Here is an 18,537-nt window from a genome sequence, read left to right as displayed (position 1 = left end):
GCGATGATGTCGTCCCCGGCGCACGCGACGGCGTTGCACGCTCTGTCCGACGAAGCCCCGATCGATCGCGACGCGGCGATGGTCGCGGTCGCCGACCTGCTCGCGGCACTCGGGTTCGATCCCGACGAGGGTGATCTGATCGAGACGCCGCGTCGCGTCGCGGACGCCTTCATCGAGATGATCACGCCGGAGCCGTTCGAGATGACGACGTTCGCGAACGAGGATGCGTACGACGAGCCGGTCGTGGTGCGCGGTATCCCGTTCGTATCGCTGTGCCGCCATCACCTCTTGACTTTTCGGGGTACAGCCACGGTCGGGTACGTCCCCGGCGAGCGGATCGTCGGCCTCTCGAAGCTCGCTCGCGTCGTCGCTCACCACGCTCGCGGGCTCCAGGTGCAGGAGGCTCTGACCGCGCAGATCGCGCGCACGCTCGAGACAGCGCTGGAGCCGCGGGGCGTCGCCGTCGTGGTCGAGGCCGAGCATCTGTGCATGTCGGCGCGGGGCGTGCGCACCGAGAGCGCCCTCACCACGACCACGGCGTTCCGGGGAGTGCTCGCCACCGACCTCGCGCTGCAGGCACGAGTCATCGGAGCGCGCCCCGTGTGATGCCCCGACAGAGACGAGAGGAGTCGCCATGAGCCACATGCTGATCATCGGGGGAGGCCTCGCCGGCGGAACAGCCGCCGAGGCACTGCGGGACGAGGGGTTCGAGGGCGACATCACCGTCGTCGCCGCCGAGGCGCATCCGCCCTACCAGCGGCCTCCGCTGTCGAAGGGGTATCTCGCGGGCGGCGAGGGGCTGGACGCCGTCATCCTGCACCCCGCCGAGTGGTATGACGAGCACGGCATCCGGCTCGTCACCGGTGTCGCGGTCACCTCGCTCGAGCCCGCCGCGCACGCGGTGGAGCTGGACGACGGCGAGCGCCTGACGTACGACGCGGTGCTGCTCGCCACGGGCGCCACGCCGCGCATGATCGCGCTCCCCGGACACGACCTGGCCGCAGTCTCGACGCTGCGGCGTCTCGACGACTCCGATGAGCTTGCCGCGCAGCTGCGCGAAGGTGGCAAGAGGCTCGTGGTGATCGGCGCGGGCTGGATCGGCATGGAGGTCGCCGCCACGGCCCGCGGCTTCGGCAACGAGGTCGCGATCCTCGAGCGCGATGCCGTGCCGCTGGCGATGGCGCTCGGCACCCAGATGGGGGAGGTGTTCCGGGGGCTCCACCTCGAGCACGGGGTCGACCTCCGCACGTCCGTCGGCGTGGAGCGGATCGTCGGCGACGACCGCGCCGATGGGGTCGTGGTCGACGGCGAGACGGTTCCCGCTGATCTCGTGCTCGTCGGCGTCGGAGCGTCGCCGAACACCGCGCTGGCCGAAGAGGCGGGGCTCGACATCCTGAACGGCGTCCTCACCGACGAGGCGCTGCGCACCAGCGCGCCCGACGTGTACGCGGCGGGTGACGTCGCGAACGCGTACCACCCCGTGGTGCAGCGGCATCTGCGCAACGAGCACTGGGCGAATGCGCTGAACGCGGGCAAGGTCGTGGCGAAGTCGATGCTCGGGAAGCCGGCATCCTTCGACGACATCCCGTACTTCTACACCGACCAGTACGACCTGGGCATGGAGCTCTCGGGGTACGCGCCGCTGATGGCGGATGCCGAGATCGTGGTGCGCGGCGACCTCGACGCGCGCGAGTTCATCGCCTTCTGGACCGACGACGGCCGTATCGTCGCCGGCATGAACGTCAATGTGTGGGACGTGAACGACAAGGTGCAGGACCTCATCCGCTCGGGAGCGCGGATCGATCCGGATCGGCTCCGCGACGTGGACGCGCCCCTGGAGGATCTGCTGCCGTGACGCTCGCTCCCGAGACCGCCTCGGCCCTCTCCGCCCCGGTGCTCGACCTGCCGGGTGGTGCGCTCGATCTTTCGCGGCACATCGCGGTCATGGCGATCGTGAACCGCACGCCCGACTCGTTCTACGACCGGGGCGCGACGTTCGCGCTCGACGCGGCCGTCGCCGCGGGGTTCGCCGCCGTCGAGGCCGGCGCCGAGATCGTGGACGTCGGCGGCGTGAAGTTCGCCCCGGGGCCGACCGTGCCGGTCGCCGAGGAGATCGCGCGCGTCGTGCCCGTCGTGCGCGAACTCGCACCCGTCGCGCGCGTGAGTGTCGACACGTTCCACCCCGATGTCGCGCGGGCGGCGATCGAGGCGGGCGCCGCGATCATCAACGACACGACGGGCCTGCACGATCCGGCGATGGCCGACGTGGTGGCGCACGGCGGCGCCGGGGTGGTCATCGCCCACAGTCTCGCGGCGCCGCGGACGCAGCATCCGCTCCCGTCCTATGACGACGTGATCGGCGACATCGCCGAGTTCCTGGTGGCGCGGCGCGAGCGGGCGCGGGAGCACGGCATCCCCGACACGCGCATCGTGCTCGATCCCGGGCACGACCTGAACAAGAACACGCGGCAGACCCTCGAGCTCACCCGACGGCTGGGCGAACTCGCCGGGCTCGGCGCCCCGTTGCTGGTGGCGCTGTCGAACAAGGACTTCGTGGGCGAGACGCTCGATCGCGAGAAGGGCGACCGCCTGCCCGGCTCGCTCGCCGCCGCCGTGTTCTGCGTCCTGAACGGCGCGCGCATCGTGCGTGCGCACAACGTGCGCGAGACGGTCGACGCGATGCGCATGGTGGAGGCGATCCTCGGCTGGCGGGATCCGGCGTACGAGCGGCACAACACCCGACCCGAGGGGAACGACTGATGCCCACCCGCGGCGAGCTCTTCGTCGCCTACGCGCTGCACGGCCGCGACGGCACGCGCGTGCGCATGAACTTCGTCTCGAGCGCCGACGGCGCGGTCACGCTCGGGGGCCAGAGCGGCGCGCTCGGCGGCGACACCGACCGCGAGCTCATGCAGGTGCTGCGCGCGATGGCGGACGTCGTGCTCGTCGGGGCCGGAACCGTGCGCGCCGAGGGCTACGGCGGGCTGAAGGTCGATCACGGCGACGTCGAGTGGCGCCGCGCCCGCGGGCTCGACGACCAGCCCGCGCTCGCCGTGGTCAGCGGCGGCCTGCACCTCGATCCGGCCGACGCGTTCCTCACCGACGCGGTGCGCAAGCCCGTGATCGTGACGACGGATGCTGCGGCCGCCGTCGCCGGTGGGCGCTTCGAATCGGCGGCCACGGTGATGGCCTGCGGCGAGGACGATGTCGACCTCGCGGCCATGCTGGATGGGTTCGCGCGGCGGGGCTGGACGCAGGTGCTCTGCGAGGGAGGCCCGCACCTCTTCGGTGCGCTGCTGGAGGCCGATCTCGTCGACGAGGTCTGCGTCACGCTGGCGCCCCGGTTCGTCGGGGGAGACGCCGGTCGGATCGTGCAGGGCGCGGCCGAGGCGGACCGCCGCTTCGAGCTCGCGGGTGTCGTGACCGACGACGAGGGCTTCGTGTTCCTCCGCTACGCCGCATCCTGACGCGGGCGGTGCGATCGCTCAGTCCAGGCACGCGCGGACGGCGCGCTCGATGACCGGCCGGATCTCAGCATCCGGGTCCACGGTCACCCGATGCAGCGCGAGCCCGTCGCTCGCCGCCATCAGCGTGCGGGCAGCATCCTCGGGCGAGCGCGCTCCGATCCGCGCGAGAAGGGCGATCGTCCACTCCACGAACAGCCGGCGCTGGGCCAGTAGCGGCCCGAGCAACTCGGGGTCGCCCGCGCCTTCGAGGAACAGCGCGTACCGTGCTCTCGTCCGCGACGCGCGTGGCCCCGTCTGCAGCGCGATCACCGCGCTGAGTGCCTCGACGAGCTGCTCGGGGGTCTCGATGAGCGGTGCCGCGGATCCGGACAGCTCGGCCCGCTCGGTCTCCGCGAGCCACGCGGTGACACCGCCGACAAGCGCATCGCGAGTACGGAACCAGTTCGATGTCGATCCCTTCGGCAGGCCCGCGCGATCGTCGACCCGGGCGTGCGTCAACGCCCGGATGCCCTGCTCGCCCACGAGCGCGAGCGCGGCGTCCAGTGCTCGATCGCGCGTGGATGCCATAGCTCGACAGTAGGTGAACGCTTCGAACTACAGAAGTAGTGACTTCGGCACTATGAACGTAGTATGGTCCGGATCATGACTGATGTCACCGAGCTCCGCTCGCGGACGGTCACCGCGAACGGACTGCGGATGCACGTGATCGAAGCCGGTGCGGGCGAGCCGGTGCTCTTCCTGCACGGCTTCCCGGAGAGCTCCCGCGAGTGGGCGAGGGTGATGGCGAGCCTGGCGGACAGGGCGCATGTCATCGCGCTGGATCTTCGCGGCGCGGGAAGCTCAGAGGCACCGCCGTCGGGTTACGACGCACCCACGGTCGTCCGCGACGTGATCGCCCTCCTCGACGAGTTGGGGATCGAGAGGGTGAACCTGGTGGCGCACGACTGGGGTGCGCTCGTCGGATTCGACCTGTGCCTCGCCCACCCCGATCGAGTGCGCCGATACGTCGCCATCGCCGTCCCGGCCCCGTACTTCGACATGACTCCCGCGCTCATCGCGGGGATGGCCAAGGCGATGCCCCACCTGTGGTTCCAATGGGTGATCGCCACCCCGGGAATCGGACCACGGCTACTCTCGGGCGGACGCCAGCGGCTCGCTCGCTGGCTGCTCCGCGGGTTCGAGCGACGGCCGATGGACGCCGCGGATGTCGAGGCGTACGTCACGACGCTGCGGGACCCTGCCCGGGCGCGCGCGGCCTCGAAGCTCTACCGCGGATTGATCCTGCCGGCCTTCATGAAGATCATGCGGGGTGCGTATCGCGGGCGGACACTGCACACCCCGACGCTGGTGCTGTTCGGCGCCGACGATGCGCTGCTGCCCAAGGACGCCATGGCGCTGAGGCCCGAAGACGCGCCGCACACGCGGGTCGAGTTCGTACCCGGCGGTGCGCACTACCTCGTCGATGACAATCCGGAGCAGGTCGCCCTGCGGGTGGCCGACTTCGTGCTGGCCTGAGCGCCCTGCCCGGGTACTGCAGGATCCGTCTGTTGCGGCTGCGCCGTCGGCGCGGGAGCCGCCGATCATCGTCCGTTGCGGCTTGGTGAAGTTCGTGAACCGCCCCTGTCGCTTCCGCAGGGCCTGTATTAGGTTTCTCGTGATCGCGCCCACGAGGACGCGTGCATCTCGGTGGGCACAGCCGCCCGCCAGAAAACGGGAGGGTTCTGTGCACATGCGCAAGACATCGACGGTTCGGCTTGCGGGAGGCGCGGTCATCACCGCCGCCGCCGTCGCGCTCGCCCTGGTCGGGTCCGGGGCCGCGTCGGCGGCACCGCCGACCGGGCCGAACAACGGCGGCAACACGCCGAACGGACCGACGATCGACATCCAGCTGCTGTCGTTCAACGACTTCCACGGCAACCTCGAGCCGCCGACCGGCTCGAGCGGCCGCCTCAACCTCCCGGGCGGTGGCACCACCGACGGCCTCACCCCTCCCGGGGTCGGCGGCGTCGAGTACCTCGCAACCCACCTGGCGCAGGCGCGCGAGGGTCACCGGTACTCGCTCACCGTCGCTGCCGGCGATCTCATCGGCGCCTCGCCGCTGCTCTCGGGCGCCTTCCACGACGAGCCGTCGATCGAGGCGCTGAACGCCCTCAAGCTCGACGTCTCGGCCGTCGGCAACCATGAGTTCGACGAGGGCTATGTCGAGCTGCAGCGCATGGCGGACGGCGGATGCCTGGACGACGGCGACGGCGCGGACAACCAGAACTCCTGCCCGGATGGCTCCTTCGACGGCGCCGACTTCGACTACCTCGCCGCGAACGTGGTGTACGAGGGCACGAACGACACGATCCTCCCCGCCTACGCGATCAAGAACATCAAGGGCGCCAAGATCGGCTTCATCGGCATGACGCTCGAGGAGACACCCGACATCGTGACGGCGTCGGGCGTCGCCGGTCTGGAATTCAAGGACGAGGTCGAGACGGCCAACGCGCTCGTCCCGGTGCTCAAGGCGAAGGGCGTGAACGCGATCGTCGTGCTGATCCACCAGGGCGGCACGCCTCCGTCGAGCGCTGCCTACAACGCGGCGTGCGGCAACGGCGCCGAGATCGCAGCGGACAGCCCGATCATCCCGATCGCGCAGAACCTCGACCCCGCGATCGACCTGATCGTTTCGGGGCACACGCACGCGCCGTACATCTGCAACATCAAGGACCCGGCGGGCCAGGATCGACTGGTCACATCCGCCTCCTCCTTCGGTCGCCTGTACACCGACACGAACCTCACGTACGACAAGCGCACGCAGGACATCGTGCGCACGTCGGTGATGAGTTCGAACATGCTGGTCACGCGCAACGTGCCCAAGGATCCGACGGAGACGGCACTGATCGCCAAGTACCAGGCGCTCGTCGCACCCATCGCGAGCGAGATCGTCGGCCAGATCTCCACGACCGTGACGAGGACCCAGAACGTCGCGGGAGAGTCCCCGCTGGGCGACCTGATCGCCGATGCGCAACTGGCTGATCCGAGCGTGGTCGGACCGTACTCCGCCCCCGTCATCGCCCTGATGAACCCGGGCGGGATCCGCGCGGATCTGCCCTTCTCGTCGCCCACATCGCCGTACGGCGAACCGGACGGCGCGATCACGTTCGCTGAAGCGTTCACCGTGCAGCCGTTCAACAACTACCTGGTCTCGCTCGACCTCACCGGCGCGCAGATCAAGCAGCTGCTGAACCAGCAGTGGAGCGGGGCGAACGCGGGCACGGCCCGAAAGATCCTTCAGGTGAGCGACGGCTTCTCGTACACCTATTCGGGCACCACGCTCGGGACCGTCACGCTCGACGGGCAGCCGCTCGTCGACACGACGACCTACCGTGTTGTGACGAACAACTTCCTCGCCGGCGGCGGGGATGGCTTCCCGACGTTCCTCGAGGCGGGGAACGTGTACTACGGCGGGCTCGACATCGATGCGTTCTCCGCATACCTGACGGCGAACAGCCCGTACACGCCGGGACCGCTCGACCGCATCATCGGGGCGCCGTAAACCCGAGCACACGGAAGCCCGGCGCTGGCCCAGCGCCGGGCTTCCGTCGTGCGGGAATCAGGCCGCGAGGGAGTGCGCGTCGAGGATCGTGTACGCGTAGCCCTGCTCGGCGAGGAACCGCTGGCGGTTCTGCGCGAAGTCCTGGTCGACGGTGTCGCGGGCGATGAGCGTGTAGAAGCTCGCGGTGTGGTTGGACTGCTTCGGCCGCAGCAGGCGTCCGAGGCGCTGTGCCTCCTCCTGGCGCGAACCGAACGACCCCGACACCTGGATCGCAACGGATGCCTCGGGCAGGTCGATCGAGAAGTTCGCGACCTTCGACACCACGAGCACCGAGATCTCGCCGACGCGGAACGCCTGGTACAGCTCCTCGCGCTCGTCGACCGGCGTCTGGCCGGTGATCTTGGGCGCGTTCAGCGCCTCGGAGAGCACGTCGATCTGGTCGAGGTACTGGCCGATGATCAGGATCCGCTCGCCCTCGTGCCGCTCGACGAGCTGGCGCACGACGCCGATCTTCGCCGGCGCCGTCGCTGCGAGGCGGTAGCGCTCGTCGTCGGCCGCCGCCGCGTACTCGAGCCGGTCGCCGGCGGGCAGGTCGACGCGGACCTCGTAGCAGACGGCGGGGGAGATGAAGCCCTGGGCCTCGATCTCCTTCCACGGCGCGTCGAACCGCTTGGGGCCGATGAGGCTGAACACGTCGCCCTCGCGGCCGTCCTCGCGCACGAGGGTGGCGGTGAGGCCGAGCCGGCGTCGTGCCTGCAGGTCGGCCGTCAGCTTGAAGACGGGCGCGGGGAGCAGGTGGACCTCGTCGTAGACGATGAGACCCCAGTCGAGCGCATCGAGCAGAGCGAGGTGCGCGTACTCTCCCTTCCGCTTCGCGGTGAGGATCTGGTACGTCGCGATCGTGACCGGCTTGATCTCCTTGGTCTGACCCGAGTATTCGCCGATCTCCTCAGGCGTGAGCGAGGTGCGCTTGAGGAGCTCGTCGCGCCACTGGCGGGCGCTCACGGTGTTCGTCACGAGGATGAGCGTCGTGGTCTTGGTGTCGGCCATCGCGGCCGCGCCCACGAGCGTCTTGCCCGCGCCACAGGGCAGCACCACGACGCCGGAACCGCCCTGCGTGAAGATGTCGACGGCCTGACGCTGGTACGGCCGCAGGTGCCAGCCGTCCTCGGCGAGGTCGATGGGGTGCGGGGTGCCCGGCGTGTAGCCCGCGAGGTCCTCGGCGGGCCAGCCGATCTTCAGCAGCTCCTGCTTGATCTGACCCCGCGCCCACGCGTCGATGACGTACGAGTCGGGGGAGGGGTGCCCGATCAGCAGCGGCTGGATGCGCTTGTTCTTCGACACCTCGGCGAGGACCGCAGCATCCGTCGATCGAAGGACCAACTCGCCGTCGCCGCCCTTCTCGACGCTGTTGCGCTCGATGACGAGGCGGCCGTACCGCCCCACCGTCTCGGCGATGTCGATCGACACCGACGGCGGCACGGGGAAGCGCGACCAGCGGTCGAGGGTCGCGAGCATGTCTTCAGCGTCGTGCCCCGCGGCGCGCGCGTTCCACAGTCCGAGCCGCGTGATGCGGTACGTGTGGATGTGCTCGGGCGCGCGCTCGAGCTCAGCGAAGATCGCGAGCTCGTGCCGCGCGCTCTCGGCATCGGGGTGCGCGACTTCGAGGAGCACAGTGCGGTCGCTCTGGACGATGAGGGGGCCGTCAGCCATAACGGACCAGTCTACCGGCGTGCAGAGGGAGGGTGGATGCTGCGGCCTCAGGCCGCGCGGACGCTCACGATGCTCGACACGGGCAGTGTGCGCTCGATGTCGGCGGCGCGGTCGCGGCCGCGCAGGCGGCCGCCGCCGAGGCCGGCGGCCTCGAGGGTGAACGAGCGTTCGGAGCCGTCCGGCATGCGCACGACCACCACGATCTCGGCACGGGCGCGCACCGCCTGCTCCAGCTCGCGCTCGAGCCAGCCGGAATCGCCGTCGGTGCCGTGCCCACCGCGCAGCGCCCCGATGAGGCGCGCGTACGCCTCCTGCGGGGTGGCGGTCGGCTCGGACGCCGTCGCCGTCGTCCGGCGGTGAATCGATTCGGGCACGCCGCGGGCGTCGAGGGCGATGACCGGGTAGCGCGCGTCGGCGAGGGTCCAGTAGACCGCGTCGCGGGCCACGCGCGACGAGAGCGCGTCGTCGCCTTCGAGCACGAGGAGCCCGAGCGGCCGCAGCGCCTGGTCGACGGTGATCGCGTCGAGAAGACCCGCGTCGGGGCTCTCGACGCGAGTGCGACCCGTGGCGTCGTCGGCGCGTACGCGCACCAGGCCGTGCCGGGCTGCCGTGCTCTCGATGAGGTACGCCAGCGGCTGCGGGATGCCGGTGAGCGACAGGCTGGCGAGGAACGCGCGGATCGACTCGGCCGTCTCGCCCTCGGTCATGCCGGCGCCGATCGACTCCGCCGTGAAGCGGTAGGTCGACGCCTGGGCGCGCGATTCCCGCAGCGCGATCGAGCGCAGACGCAGGTCGAGGGCGGGCGCGAGCGGGCCCGGCGCGATCGCGGTGAGATCGGCCTGCAGGTACACGCGGTCGATCTCGTGCGGGAGGTACGGCGCCATGCTCGCGGCATCCGCTCGCTCTCCCGCCCGAAGGGCCGCCGTCCAGGGGAACTCGGCAGGGGAGCGGTCGGAGGCGAACAGCCCCCAGTGCACGCCGATGCGATGGAGCCGCTCCGTTCGGGCGGGCCACTCGGGGTCGAGCGGGTACATGCCCGGCCAGGAGTCCGGTGTCAGGAAGCCGCGCGACGACGTGCGCAGCCCGCGAGGAAGGCTCGCCCGGAAACCCTCGGCGATCGCCTCCCACCGCTCCGCGGTCGGAGCCTTCAGCCACCGCTCGCCGGCGTCGGTGACAGCCCACTCGCGTTCGTGCGCGGTTGCGAGGCCGGCACCCGCCGCCGCGGCGAGCAGATCCTCGAGGTCGTCGGCGAACTCGAGGGCGCCGGCATCCATCAGCCGCCGACGATCCACGGCGCTCACCGGGCCCGCGCCGGTGCGCGCGAGCGGCGCGTGCGAGCAGAGGAGCAGGACGTCGGCGAGCGAGCCGGCCGTGGTGAACGCGCGCTCCGCGGCGGCGGCGGCGGCGCGGGCGTCGGCGGGGGCCGGCTCGACGGGTGCGGGCGGGGCGGCGAAGGCCTGCGGCGCGGCGGCGGCCGCGGCGGCCACCCGCTCGGCGACGGCGGCGTACGGCGTGCCGTCGGCGTCCGTGAGGACGAGGCGTGCGGGTTCGCCGTCGACGCCGGCGTCGCGGGAGGCGAGGGCGAAGAGGTCGTCCCGGTCGAGGCGCGTCAGCGCCCGGTCGACGGACCCGGGCTCGAGCAGGCCCTCGGCGGCGTCGAAGAAGTCGTGCCAGCCGGCCTGGGGTGAGACGCCGCGCGCGGCGAGCGTCGAGGCCAGCGCGGCGTCACCGAGCTCGGCGAGCCGCGTCGCCAGGGCGCGCGCGTCGGAGACCAACCGGGTCAGCCCCCTCGGTTCGCCCGGGCCCTCCGCACGAAGCTCATGATGAGGACCGCGAGCAGCAGCGCGAACGCGACGATGGGGGCGATGTACACCAGCACGCCGATGATCGGCCAGATGCCGGTGCTCATGTCGGCACCGGAGGCCGAGGCGATCATGATCGCGAAGAAGCTCACGATCGAGAGCACGAGCAGGCCCAGCGACATGAAGGCCAGGATGCGGTCGATGCGGCGGACGGGAACGTCGCCGGAGGGGTTGGTGCTCATCCGCACCAGCCTACTCGCTGGCGTCCTCGCCGCGGTCCCACGCGCGCGCTCAAGATCGCGGATGACGGATGCTGCGCCATGGGGTCCCTGCGGACACCGAGCCATTAGGCTGGGAGACGGGGTTGGAAGACCCCGCTTTTGTCATGCTCTGTTTCGCCCGCGGCACCTCGCGGGCGCCGATCCAGCGAGGTTTCGATGCCCACCGGCAAGGTCAGGTTCTACGACGAGGAGAAGGGGTTCGGTTTCATCTCCTCCGAAGACGGCCAGGACGTCTTCCTGCACGCCACTGCCCTTCCGCCCGGCACGCCCGCGCCCAAGGCGGGGACGCGCCTGGAGTACGGCATCGCCGACGGCAAGCGTGGTCCGCAGGCCCTCTCGGTGCGCGTGCTCGAGGCTCCGGTGAGCCTCGCCAAGCGCTCCCGCAAGCCCGCCGACGACATGGCGATCATCATCGAGGACCTCGTGAAGCTCCTGGACGGCATCGGCGGAGACCTCCGTCACGGCCGCTACCCGAGCGGCGCGCACGCCAAGAAGGTCGCCGCGGTCCTGCGCAAGGTCGCCGATGAACTCGACGCCTGATCCGACCGACCCTGTCGTCGACGTCGTCATCGACGGCGGCGCTCCTTCGGACGAATCCGTGACGGATGCTGCCGCCACCGCTTCGGACGAGGCACCGCCCGTCGAGGTCGAGTTCGAGGTCGAAGCCGAGCAAGCGACCGACGGCGCGCCCGTCGAGGGCGTCGACGAGGGTTCGGGGAGCGCGGAGACGGCCGACGTCGACGACGTCGAGGAGGTCGCAGAGGTCGTCGTGCCCGTCGATCCCGATCCGCAGCTGCTGGCGGCGCATGACCTGGCGCTCGCCGCGCTCCGTGAGATCACGCCCGAAGCCACGATCGGCGACCCCGCGGGCTACCGCGTCGAGGCCGACGGCGTCGTCTCGCTGCGCTTCGGGAATCGCCTCGCGGGCTACCCCGGCTGGTTCTGGACCGTCAGCCTCGCGCGCGTCGAAGACGCCGAGCCCACCGTGCTCGAGGTCGAGCTCCTTCCTGGTGACGGCGCGCTGCTCGCGCCCGACTGGGTGCCTTGGGCGGTGCGCCTCGCCGACTACCACGCCGCGCAGGCCGCCCTGGCGGAGGCCGCGCACGCCGACGAAGACGAGGATGACGACCACGAGGAGCTCGAGGACGTCGACGACCTCGATGCGTCCGACTTCGACGAGGACGGCTCGCCCATCCTCCACGCGGGGGACGTCGACGGCGTCGACATCGACGAGCTCGCCGATGCCGCGGCCGAGGACGACGACGAGGACTCTGACGAGGACGATGACGAGTCGGACCAGCACGATGACTCCGACGAGGACGACTTCGACGAGGATGACGACGAGGACGACTCCGACCAGGACGACTTCGACGACGACTCGGACGACGACTCTGACGAGGACGACGACTTCGAGGACTCCGAGGAAGACGACGACGAGGACGACTCCGACGACGACGAGGACGACTCCGACCCCGAAGGGGCCTGACCTCCTCCGGACATGACGAAAGGGTGGATCCCGCCGCCCGCAGCGCGGTGGGATCCACCCTTTCGCGTTCTCAGTGGCGCTCGACCGCGTGTTCGGCAGGCGCCGCCGGCCGTGCCGCCGCGTCAGCGACGTGGAAGCGAGCACTCAGCAGCACGTCGCCGCGGGATGACGGCCCCACGAGCAGCTCGAACTCGCCTGCTTCGACGAGGCGGCGGCCCGCAGCATCCACGATCGTGCACTCCGCGACGGGCAGCGAGAGCTCGACCGTCGCCGCCTCTCCGGGCTGCAGGTCGACGTGGCGGTAGGCCTTGAGCTCCTTGTCGGCCCAGCTGACCGAGGTGACGCTGTCGCGCACGTACACCTGGACGATCTCGTGCGCGGGCCGGTCGCCCGTGTTGCGCAGCTCGACGAGGGCGCGCACGGTGTCGTCCCGGCCCACCTCGGATTCGACGATGCGCAGGTCCGAGTACTCGACCGTCGTATATGACAGGCCCTCGCCGAACGCGAAGGCGGGGGTCTGCGTGAGGTCGGCGTAGCGGTCGCCGTGCTGGCCGCGGATCTGGTTGTAGTAGATCGGCAGCTGGCCGGCGTGGCGGGCGAACGAGAGCGGCAGGCGGCCGCTCGGCTCGATCAGGCCGAGGAGCAGCTCGGCCACGGCCTGGCCCCCGCGCATGCCGGGGTTCGCCGCCCACACCAGGGCCGCAGCATCCGTCACGCTCTTCGGGAGCACGTGCGGCTTCGACGCGAGCAGCACCACCACGAGGGGGGTGCCGGTCGCCGCCAGCGCCTCGAGCAGCGTGAGCTGCCCGCCCACGAGTTCGAGCGTCGCGGTCGAGCGGCCCTCGCCGACCAGCTCGATGCGATCGCCCACCACGGCGACGACATAGTCCGCGCCGTCGGCGGCGGCCACCGCCTCGGCGATGAGATCCGCGTCGGGTGCGCTCGGCACGACCACCTGCGGGCGGGGCTGCCCGTCGGGGAAGAACGCGCCCTCCGGGTCCTCTTCGAGGGTGAGGATGTCGGCGCCGCGCGCGTGGGTGATCTCCCAGTCCGCGGGGGAGTGGGCGCGCAGCCCGTCCAGTACCGTCGTGATCATCCCGCGCGGGTGGCCGTCGGGGATCCAGTCGACCTGGCCGGACGATCCGGCCCAGTCGCCCAGCTGCGTCTGCGCGTCGTCGGCGAGCGGGCCGACCACGGCGATGCGACGGGACACGGATGCTGCCGCCACCGCCCGTCCGGACGCATCCGCGGTGAGTCCGCCCGCGAGCGGCAGCGTGCCGTCATTGCGCAGCAGCACCAGCGAACGGCGCGCGACCTCGAGGTTGAGCGCTGTGTGGTCTGCGGAGCCGACGGCCGCGGCGATGCGCTCGCGGTCGGGCAGGCGCGGGTCCTCGAAGAGGCCGAACTCGAACTTGAGGAGCAGGATGCGCGTGACGGCGCGATCGAGCGCCTCTTCGGTCATGAGACCCTGCGCGAGCGCGTCCTGGGCGCCCTGGAAGAACCCGGGCGTCGTCATGATCATGTCGTTGCCCGCGAGCACGGCGGCCGCCGCGGCGTGGGCGTAGTCGGGCTGCACCTTCTGCTCCCACACCATGCGTCCGACGTTGTCCCAGTCGGTGATGAGGGTGCCGGTGTAGCCCCACTCGCCGCGCAGCACGTCGTTCAGCAGCCAGTCGTTGACCGTGATCGGCACCCCGTCCGTGGTCTGGTAGCCGAGCATGAAGGTGCGGCATCCTTCCTTCGCCACCCGCTCGAACGGCGGCAGGAACCACGAGCGAAGCTTGCGGCGCGAGATGTCGGCCTCGCTCGCGTCGCGCCCGCCCTGCGTCTCGGAGTACCCGGCGAAGTGCTTGGCCGTCGCGAGGATCGCGGTGGGGTCGTCGAGGCCGCCCCCCTGGTAGCCGCGCACCATCGCCGAGGCCAGCTCGCCGATGAGGAAGGGGTCCTCGCCGAACGTCTCGTCGACGCGGCCCCAGCGGAGGTCTCTCGTGATGCACAGCACGGGCGAGAAGGTCCAGTGGATGCCGGTCGCCGAGACCTCGACGGCGGTCGCACGGGCGACGCGCTCGGCGAGACCGGCGTCCCAGGTCGCGGCCATGCCGAGCTGGGTCGGGTAGATCGTGGCGCCCTCCCAGAAGGAGTGGCCGTGGATGCAGTCCTCGCCGACGAGCAGCGGGATCTGCAGCCGCGTGCCCAGCGTCAGCTCGCGAGCGCGCAGCACCTTCTCGGGCGACGCGTGCAGGATCGAGCCGGCGTGCATGCGCACCACCTGGTCCTCGAGGTCGTCGCGCGCGTCGAGCTGCAGCATCTGGCCGATCTTCTCCTCGACCGTCATGCGGCCGAGCAGGTCGGCGATGCGGTCGGCGACCGGAAGCGTGACGTCGAGGTAGGCCGGGCGCCCTTCGTCGTGATGAGGGGCGGCGGTCACGGGGTCTCCTGGGTGTTCGTGTTCGTGCGCACGACCGTGACGGTGTCGTTCACGTTCATGCCCTTCTTCTTCATGGCGCGGGCGCGCTCGCCGGCGGACCGCAGGCGCGGGTTGACGTACTCGTCGATGCCGAAGTTGATGAGCGACAGGGCCACGCCGATCGCGGCGATGCACAGCCCTGGAGGCAGGAACCACCACCACTGGCCCTGCCGGAACGCACCTTGCGCGCTCGCCCAGTTGAGGATCGTGCCCCAGTTGTACGTCGTCACCGGGATGATGCCGATGTACGACAGGGTCGTGAGGCCGATGATCGCCGCCGTCACGGTGCCCACGAAGCTCGCGGCGATGAGCGCCATGAGGTTCGGGAGCATCTCGACCGTGATGATCCGCCGCAGCGGTTCGCCGTTGGCCTTGGCGGCCTGCACGAAGTCGCGGCTGCGCAGCGACATCGTCTGGGCGCGCAGCACGCGCGCGCCCCACGCCCAGCCGATCAGGCCCAGCACTCCCGCGACGAGGATGAGGGGCGGGTCCTCGAACATCGACGCCACGATGATGATCAGCGGGATGCCGGGGATCACGAGGAAGACGTTCGTGAGAGCCGACAGGCCCTCGCTGCGCCACCCGCGCAGGTAGCCCGAGAGCACACCGACGATGATCGCGATGACCGTTGCGATGATCGCCGCGAGGAAGCCCACCACGATGACGCCGCGCGTGCCGTGGATGACCTGGCTCAGCACGTCCTCGCCGATGTGCGTCGTGCCCAGCCAGTGCTCCGCCGATGGCGGCTGGAAGCGCGCGGTGTTGTCGACCTTCGTGGGGGAGTACGGTGCGAGCACATCGGCGAAGATCGCGACGAGCACGAAGAACCCGAGGATCGACAGGCCGGTGATCGACTTCTTGTTGCGGAACATCGCGAACGCGGCGCCCAGCTTCGACCAGAAGCTCGGCTTCTTGGGCGCCTTGGCGGGGGCGGCGGGTGTGAGGACGGTGGCGGTCGCCGGCGTGCTCGCCGGACGCTGCGCCGTCGTGTCGTTTGCGATCGTGTTCATGCTCAGGCCTCCGTCTGGCGCGTGCGCGGGTCGAGGAACGCGTAGGCGACGTCCGCGAGGAGGTTCGCCAGGAGCACCGAGATCGTGATCACGAGGAACACCCCCTGCATGAGGGCGTAGTCCTTCGCGTTGGTGGCGTCGAGCAGGAGCTTGCCGACGCCGGGGTAGCTGAACACCACCTCCATCACGATCGTGCCGCCGACGATGAAGCCGAGCGCCAGTGCGAAGCTCTGGATCTGGGGGAGCACGGCGTTGCGCGCGGCATAGCGCCAGAGCACGCGGTCGTTCGGCATGCCCTTGGCCTGCGCGACGGTGACGTAGTCCTCGTCGAGCACCGTGAGCATCATGTTGCGCATGCCCAGCATCCAGCCGCCGAGGGAGGCGATCACGATCGTCGCGGCGGGAAGGAAGCCGTGGTGGATCACGTCGCCGATGAACTCCCACGACCACTCCGGCGAGACCCCCACGCCGTAGGCCTTGCCGATCGGGAACCACCCGAGCGCGACGGAGAACACCGAGATCGCCAGGAGGCCCAGCCAGAAGTAGGGGATCGTGCTGAAGAACGTGGTGATCGGGATGAGGACGTCGAGCCGGCTGCCGCGGCGCCAGCCGACGATCGCGCCCCCGATCGTGCCGACGGCGAATGCGATGAGGGTCGCGAAGCCCACGAGGGCGACGGTCCAGATCAGCGACTGGCCGACCACCTCGGTCACCGGCCGCATGCCGTGCAGCAGCGAGATGCCGAGGTCGCCGCGCAGGAGGTGCGCCCAGTAGTCGACGTACTGCTCCCAGAGCGAGGCGTCGGTGTCGAGACCGAGCAGGGCGCGCAGCGCGTCGGCCGCCTCGGGGCTGACGTTCCGGTTGCGCGCGAGGTACGCGTCGACCGCGTCGCCCTTCATCAGGCGCGGCAGGAAGAAGTTGATCGTGATGGCCGCCCACAGCGTGAACAGGTAGAACAGCGCGCGGTTGCCGAGGAAGCGCCACGGGATGCGCGCGCGGCCCTTGACGGCGCCGGTCGCGGTCGTGCCCGCCTCGATCGCATCGAAGTCCGGGGTCGGCACCTGGGGGGCGACGGCGCTCACTTCTCACCTCCGAGGATGCCGGCTGCGTGCGCGAAATAGGAGTCGGGATCGGGGGACGCCGCTCGCAGCTCTTGGGTGTACGGGTTCTGGGGGCGCAGGATGACGTCGTCCGCCGGACCGCGCTCGACGACGCGCCCCTGGTTGAGCACGAGGATCTCGTCGCTGAAGTGGCGGGCGGTGGCCAGGTCGTGCGTGATGTACAGCACGCCCAGGCCGTGTTCACGCTGCAGGTCTGCGAGCAGGTTGAGCACCCCCAGGCGGATCGAGACATCGAGCATCGAGACGGGCTCGTCGGCCACGAGCAGCTTCGGCCGGGATGCCAGGGCTCGGGCGATCGCGACGCGCTGGCGCTGGCCGCCCGATAGCTCGTGCGGCCGGCGGTCGATGACGGCGTCGGCGTCGAGGCGGACGCGGCCGAGCAGACGGCGCACCTCCTCGTCCAGCTGGTCCTTCGGCACGACCTTGTCGAGCTCGAGCGGCCGCTGGATGGCGTAGCGGATGGTGTGGTACGGGTTCAGCGACGCGAACGGGTCCTGGAAGACCATGCGCAGCTGCTGGCGGTAGGCGCGCAGTCCCTTGCCGCGACGGGGGATCGGCTGACCGTCGAGGCGGACCTCGCCGCTCGTCGGCGACTCGAGCTGCGTCAGGATCTTGGCGATGGTCGACTTGCCGCTGCCGGACTGGCCGACGAGGCCGATCGTCTGGCCCGAGCGGAGCGTGAAGCTCACGTCGTCGAGCGCCTTCATCTGGCCGGCGCCGCGCACGGAGTACACCTTGGTGACGGCGTCGAATTCGAGGACGGTCATCGGTGGACCACCCCTCTGGATCCGGTGAGTCTGGGGAACGAGGCCAGGAGCGTCCGCGTGTACTCGTCCTGCGGAGCGGTCCAGACCTGCTCGGCGGTGCCGAGCTCGACGATCTCCCCCTCGCGCATGATCGCGATCCGGTCGCTGATCTCCAGGAGCAGCGGCAGGTCGTGGGTGATGAAGATGACCGAGAAGCCGAACTCGTGGCGCAGGTGGGAGATCTGGCGGAGGATCTCGCGCTGCACGAGCACGTCGAGAGCGGTCGTCGGCTCGTCCATCACCATGAGCTGCGGTCGCAGGGCGAGCGCCATGGCGATCATGACGCGCTGGCGCATGCCGCCCGATAGCTCGTGCGGGTATGAGCGGTAGCGCTGCGAGCCGACCTTGACGATCTCGAGGAGTTCGACGACGGCTGCGCGACGCTGGCGGCGGGACATGTCGGGGCGGTGGACCTCGAAGACGTCCTCCAGCTGGGATCCGATCGTGGCGACCGGGTTCAGCGAGTTCATCGCTCCCTGGAAGACCATCGAGATCTTGTCCCAGCGGAACCGCCGCATCTCCTCGGCCTCGAGGGCGTTGATGTCGACGTCCTCGCCGTTCGCGTCGTGGAAGACGACCGAGCCGCTCGTGATCACGGCCGGGGGCTTGAGGAGGCGCTGGACGCCGTAGGCGAGGGTGGTCTTGCCGCACCCGCTCTCGCCGGCGAGCCCGAGGATCTCACCGCGCTGGAGTTCGAGGGTGACGTTCGTGACCGCCTTCACGGGGGGATCGACGTCGTAGACGATCGAGAAGTCGTGGACGGAGAGCAGCGAATCTCTCATCGGTGCTGGTTCGCTTTCGTGAGGGGTGACGTGCGGGCGGGGCGGATGCGTGCGCATCCGC

General features: G+C 70.5%; 17 protein-coding genes. 8 read left to right on the top strand and 9 right to left on the bottom strand.

All coding sequences use genetic code 11. The annotated features are described in order from the left end of the window. Positions 1-3 precede the first annotated feature (3 nt). The 4 genes from folE to ACEYYH_RS14745 are packed head-to-tail and all read left to right on the top strand — an operon-like array spanning position 4 to position 3,467. Positions 4-606 carry a GTP cyclohydrolase I gene (folE, locus tag ACEYYH_RS14760; protein ID WP_374975096.1) on the top strand — a complete coding sequence of 201 codons (603 nt, stop codon included), beginning with the start codon at positions 4-6 and terminating at the stop codon, positions 604-606. 28 nt (positions 607-634) lie between these two features. Further along, entirely contained in the window at positions 635-1,855 is a 1,221-nt protein-coding gene (locus ACEYYH_RS14755; protein ID WP_374975095.1) for an NAD(P)/FAD-dependent oxidoreductase, read from the top strand. Continuing rightward, positions 1,852-2,760, top strand: coding sequence for a dihydropteroate synthase (gene folP / locus ACEYYH_RS14750; protein WP_374975094.1), 909 nt, complete (start codon positions 1,852-1,854; stop codon positions 2,758-2,760). The genes ACEYYH_RS14755 and folP overlap by 4 nt, the downstream gene beginning before the upstream one ends. Then, complete coding sequence (locus ACEYYH_RS14745) at positions 2,760-3,467, top strand: pyrimidine reductase family protein (RefSeq protein ID WP_374975093.1); 708 nt, start codon at positions 2,760-2,762, stop codon at positions 3,465-3,467. The genes folP and ACEYYH_RS14745 overlap by 1 nt, the downstream gene beginning before the upstream one ends. A gap of 18 nt (positions 3,468-3,485) precedes the next feature. Here ACEYYH_RS14745 and ACEYYH_RS14740 read toward each other — a convergent pair whose 3' ends face one another. Next, positions 3,486-4,034 (bottom strand): TetR/AcrR family transcriptional regulator, encoded by a 549-nt coding sequence (locus ACEYYH_RS14740; protein WP_374975092.1) that lies wholly within the window; start codon positions 4,032-4,034, stop codon positions 3,486-3,488. 75 nt (positions 4,035-4,109) lie between these two features. Here ACEYYH_RS14740 and ACEYYH_RS14735 point away from each other — a divergent pair, with 75 nt between their 5' ends. Continuing rightward, on the top strand, positions 4,110-4,982 hold the full coding sequence (locus ACEYYH_RS14735; protein ID WP_374975091.1) for an alpha/beta fold hydrolase: 873 nt from the start codon (positions 4,110-4,112) through the stop codon (positions 4,980-4,982). A gap of 139 nt (positions 4,983-5,121) precedes the next feature. Further along, entirely contained in the window at positions 5,122-7,008 is a 1,887-nt protein-coding gene (locus ACEYYH_RS14730; protein ID WP_374975090.1) for a bifunctional metallophosphatase/5'-nucleotidase, read from the top strand. Positions 7,009-7,065: 57 nt separating this feature from the next. On the opposite strand, the gene ACEYYH_RS14725 is transcribed toward ACEYYH_RS14730, so the two are convergent. From ACEYYH_RS14725 to ACEYYH_RS14715, 3 genes are read right to left on the bottom strand one after another with little or no spacing between them, the layout of a single operon-like run. Next, positions 7,066-8,721 (bottom strand): DNA repair helicase XPB, encoded by a 1,656-nt coding sequence (locus ACEYYH_RS14725; protein WP_374975089.1) that lies wholly within the window; start codon positions 8,719-8,721, stop codon positions 7,066-7,068. A gap of 47 nt (positions 8,722-8,768) precedes the next feature. Continuing rightward, a complete protein-coding gene (locus tag ACEYYH_RS14720; protein WP_374975088.1) occupies positions 8,769-10,496 on the bottom strand; it encodes a helicase-associated domain-containing protein in 1,728 nt (575 codons plus the stop codon). A 5-nt stretch (positions 10,497-10,501) separates the two neighbouring features. Continuing rightward, positions 10,502-10,765 (bottom strand): multidrug ABC transporter ATPase, encoded by a 264-nt coding sequence (locus ACEYYH_RS14715; RefSeq protein ID WP_116196176.1) that lies wholly within the window; start codon positions 10,763-10,765, stop codon positions 10,502-10,504. Positions 10,766-10,960: 195 nt separating this feature from the next. On the opposite strand from ACEYYH_RS14715, the gene ACEYYH_RS14710 reads away from it, so the two are divergent. Next, complete coding sequence (locus tag ACEYYH_RS14710; protein WP_056369550.1) at positions 10,961-11,344, top strand: cold-shock protein; 384 nt, start codon at positions 10,961-10,963, stop codon at positions 11,342-11,344. Further along, positions 11,328-12,290 carry a DUF3027 domain-containing protein gene (locus tag ACEYYH_RS14705; RefSeq protein ID WP_374975087.1) on the top strand — a complete coding sequence of 321 codons (963 nt, stop codon included), beginning with the start codon at positions 11,328-11,330 and terminating at the stop codon, positions 12,288-12,290. The genes ACEYYH_RS14710 and ACEYYH_RS14705 overlap by 17 nt, the downstream gene beginning before the upstream one ends. Before the next feature lie 70 nt (positions 12,291-12,360). Here the strand turns inward: ACEYYH_RS14705 and ACEYYH_RS14700 are convergent, their stop codons facing one another. The 5 genes from ACEYYH_RS14700 to ACEYYH_RS14680 are packed head-to-tail and all read right to left on the bottom strand — an operon-like array spanning position 12,361 to position 18,476. Continuing rightward, positions 12,361-14,718 (bottom strand): glycoside hydrolase family 3 N-terminal domain-containing protein, encoded by a 2,358-nt coding sequence (locus ACEYYH_RS14700; RefSeq protein WP_374975086.1) that lies wholly within the window; start codon positions 14,716-14,718, stop codon positions 12,361-12,363. After that, positions 14,715-15,767 carry an ABC transporter permease gene (locus tag ACEYYH_RS14695; RefSeq protein WP_374975085.1) on the bottom strand — a complete coding sequence of 351 codons (1,053 nt, stop codon included), beginning with the start codon at positions 15,765-15,767 and terminating at the stop codon, positions 14,715-14,717. Before ACEYYH_RS14695 ends, ACEYYH_RS14700 begins: the two co-directional genes overlap by 4 nt. Positions 15,768-15,769: 2 nt before the next feature. Beyond that, positions 15,770-16,849 carry an ABC transporter permease gene (locus tag ACEYYH_RS14690; RefSeq protein WP_116196179.1) on the bottom strand — a complete coding sequence of 360 codons (1,080 nt, stop codon included), beginning with the start codon at positions 16,847-16,849 and terminating at the stop codon, positions 15,770-15,772. Next, positions 16,846-17,655: an ABC transporter ATP-binding protein gene (locus tag ACEYYH_RS14685; protein ID WP_374975084.1), complete on the bottom strand. Its 810-nt coding sequence runs from the start codon at positions 17,653-17,655 to the stop codon at positions 16,846-16,848. Before ACEYYH_RS14685 ends, ACEYYH_RS14690 begins: the two co-directional genes overlap by 4 nt. After that, complete coding sequence (locus ACEYYH_RS14680; RefSeq protein ID WP_374975083.1) at positions 17,652-18,476, bottom strand: ABC transporter ATP-binding protein; 825 nt, start codon at positions 18,474-18,476, stop codon at positions 17,652-17,654. Before ACEYYH_RS14680 ends, ACEYYH_RS14685 begins: the two co-directional genes overlap by 4 nt. Positions 18,477-18,537 lie beyond the last annotated feature (61 nt).

This window comes from Microbacterium trichothecenolyticum, from assembly GCF_041938625.1.
Taxonomy (GTDB): domain Bacteria; phylum Actinomycetota; class Actinomycetes; order Actinomycetales; family Microbacteriaceae; genus Microbacterium; species Microbacterium trichothecenolyticum_D.
Note: the sequence above shows the minus strand (reverse complement) of the source record. Positions and strands in the feature narration are given on the sequence as shown.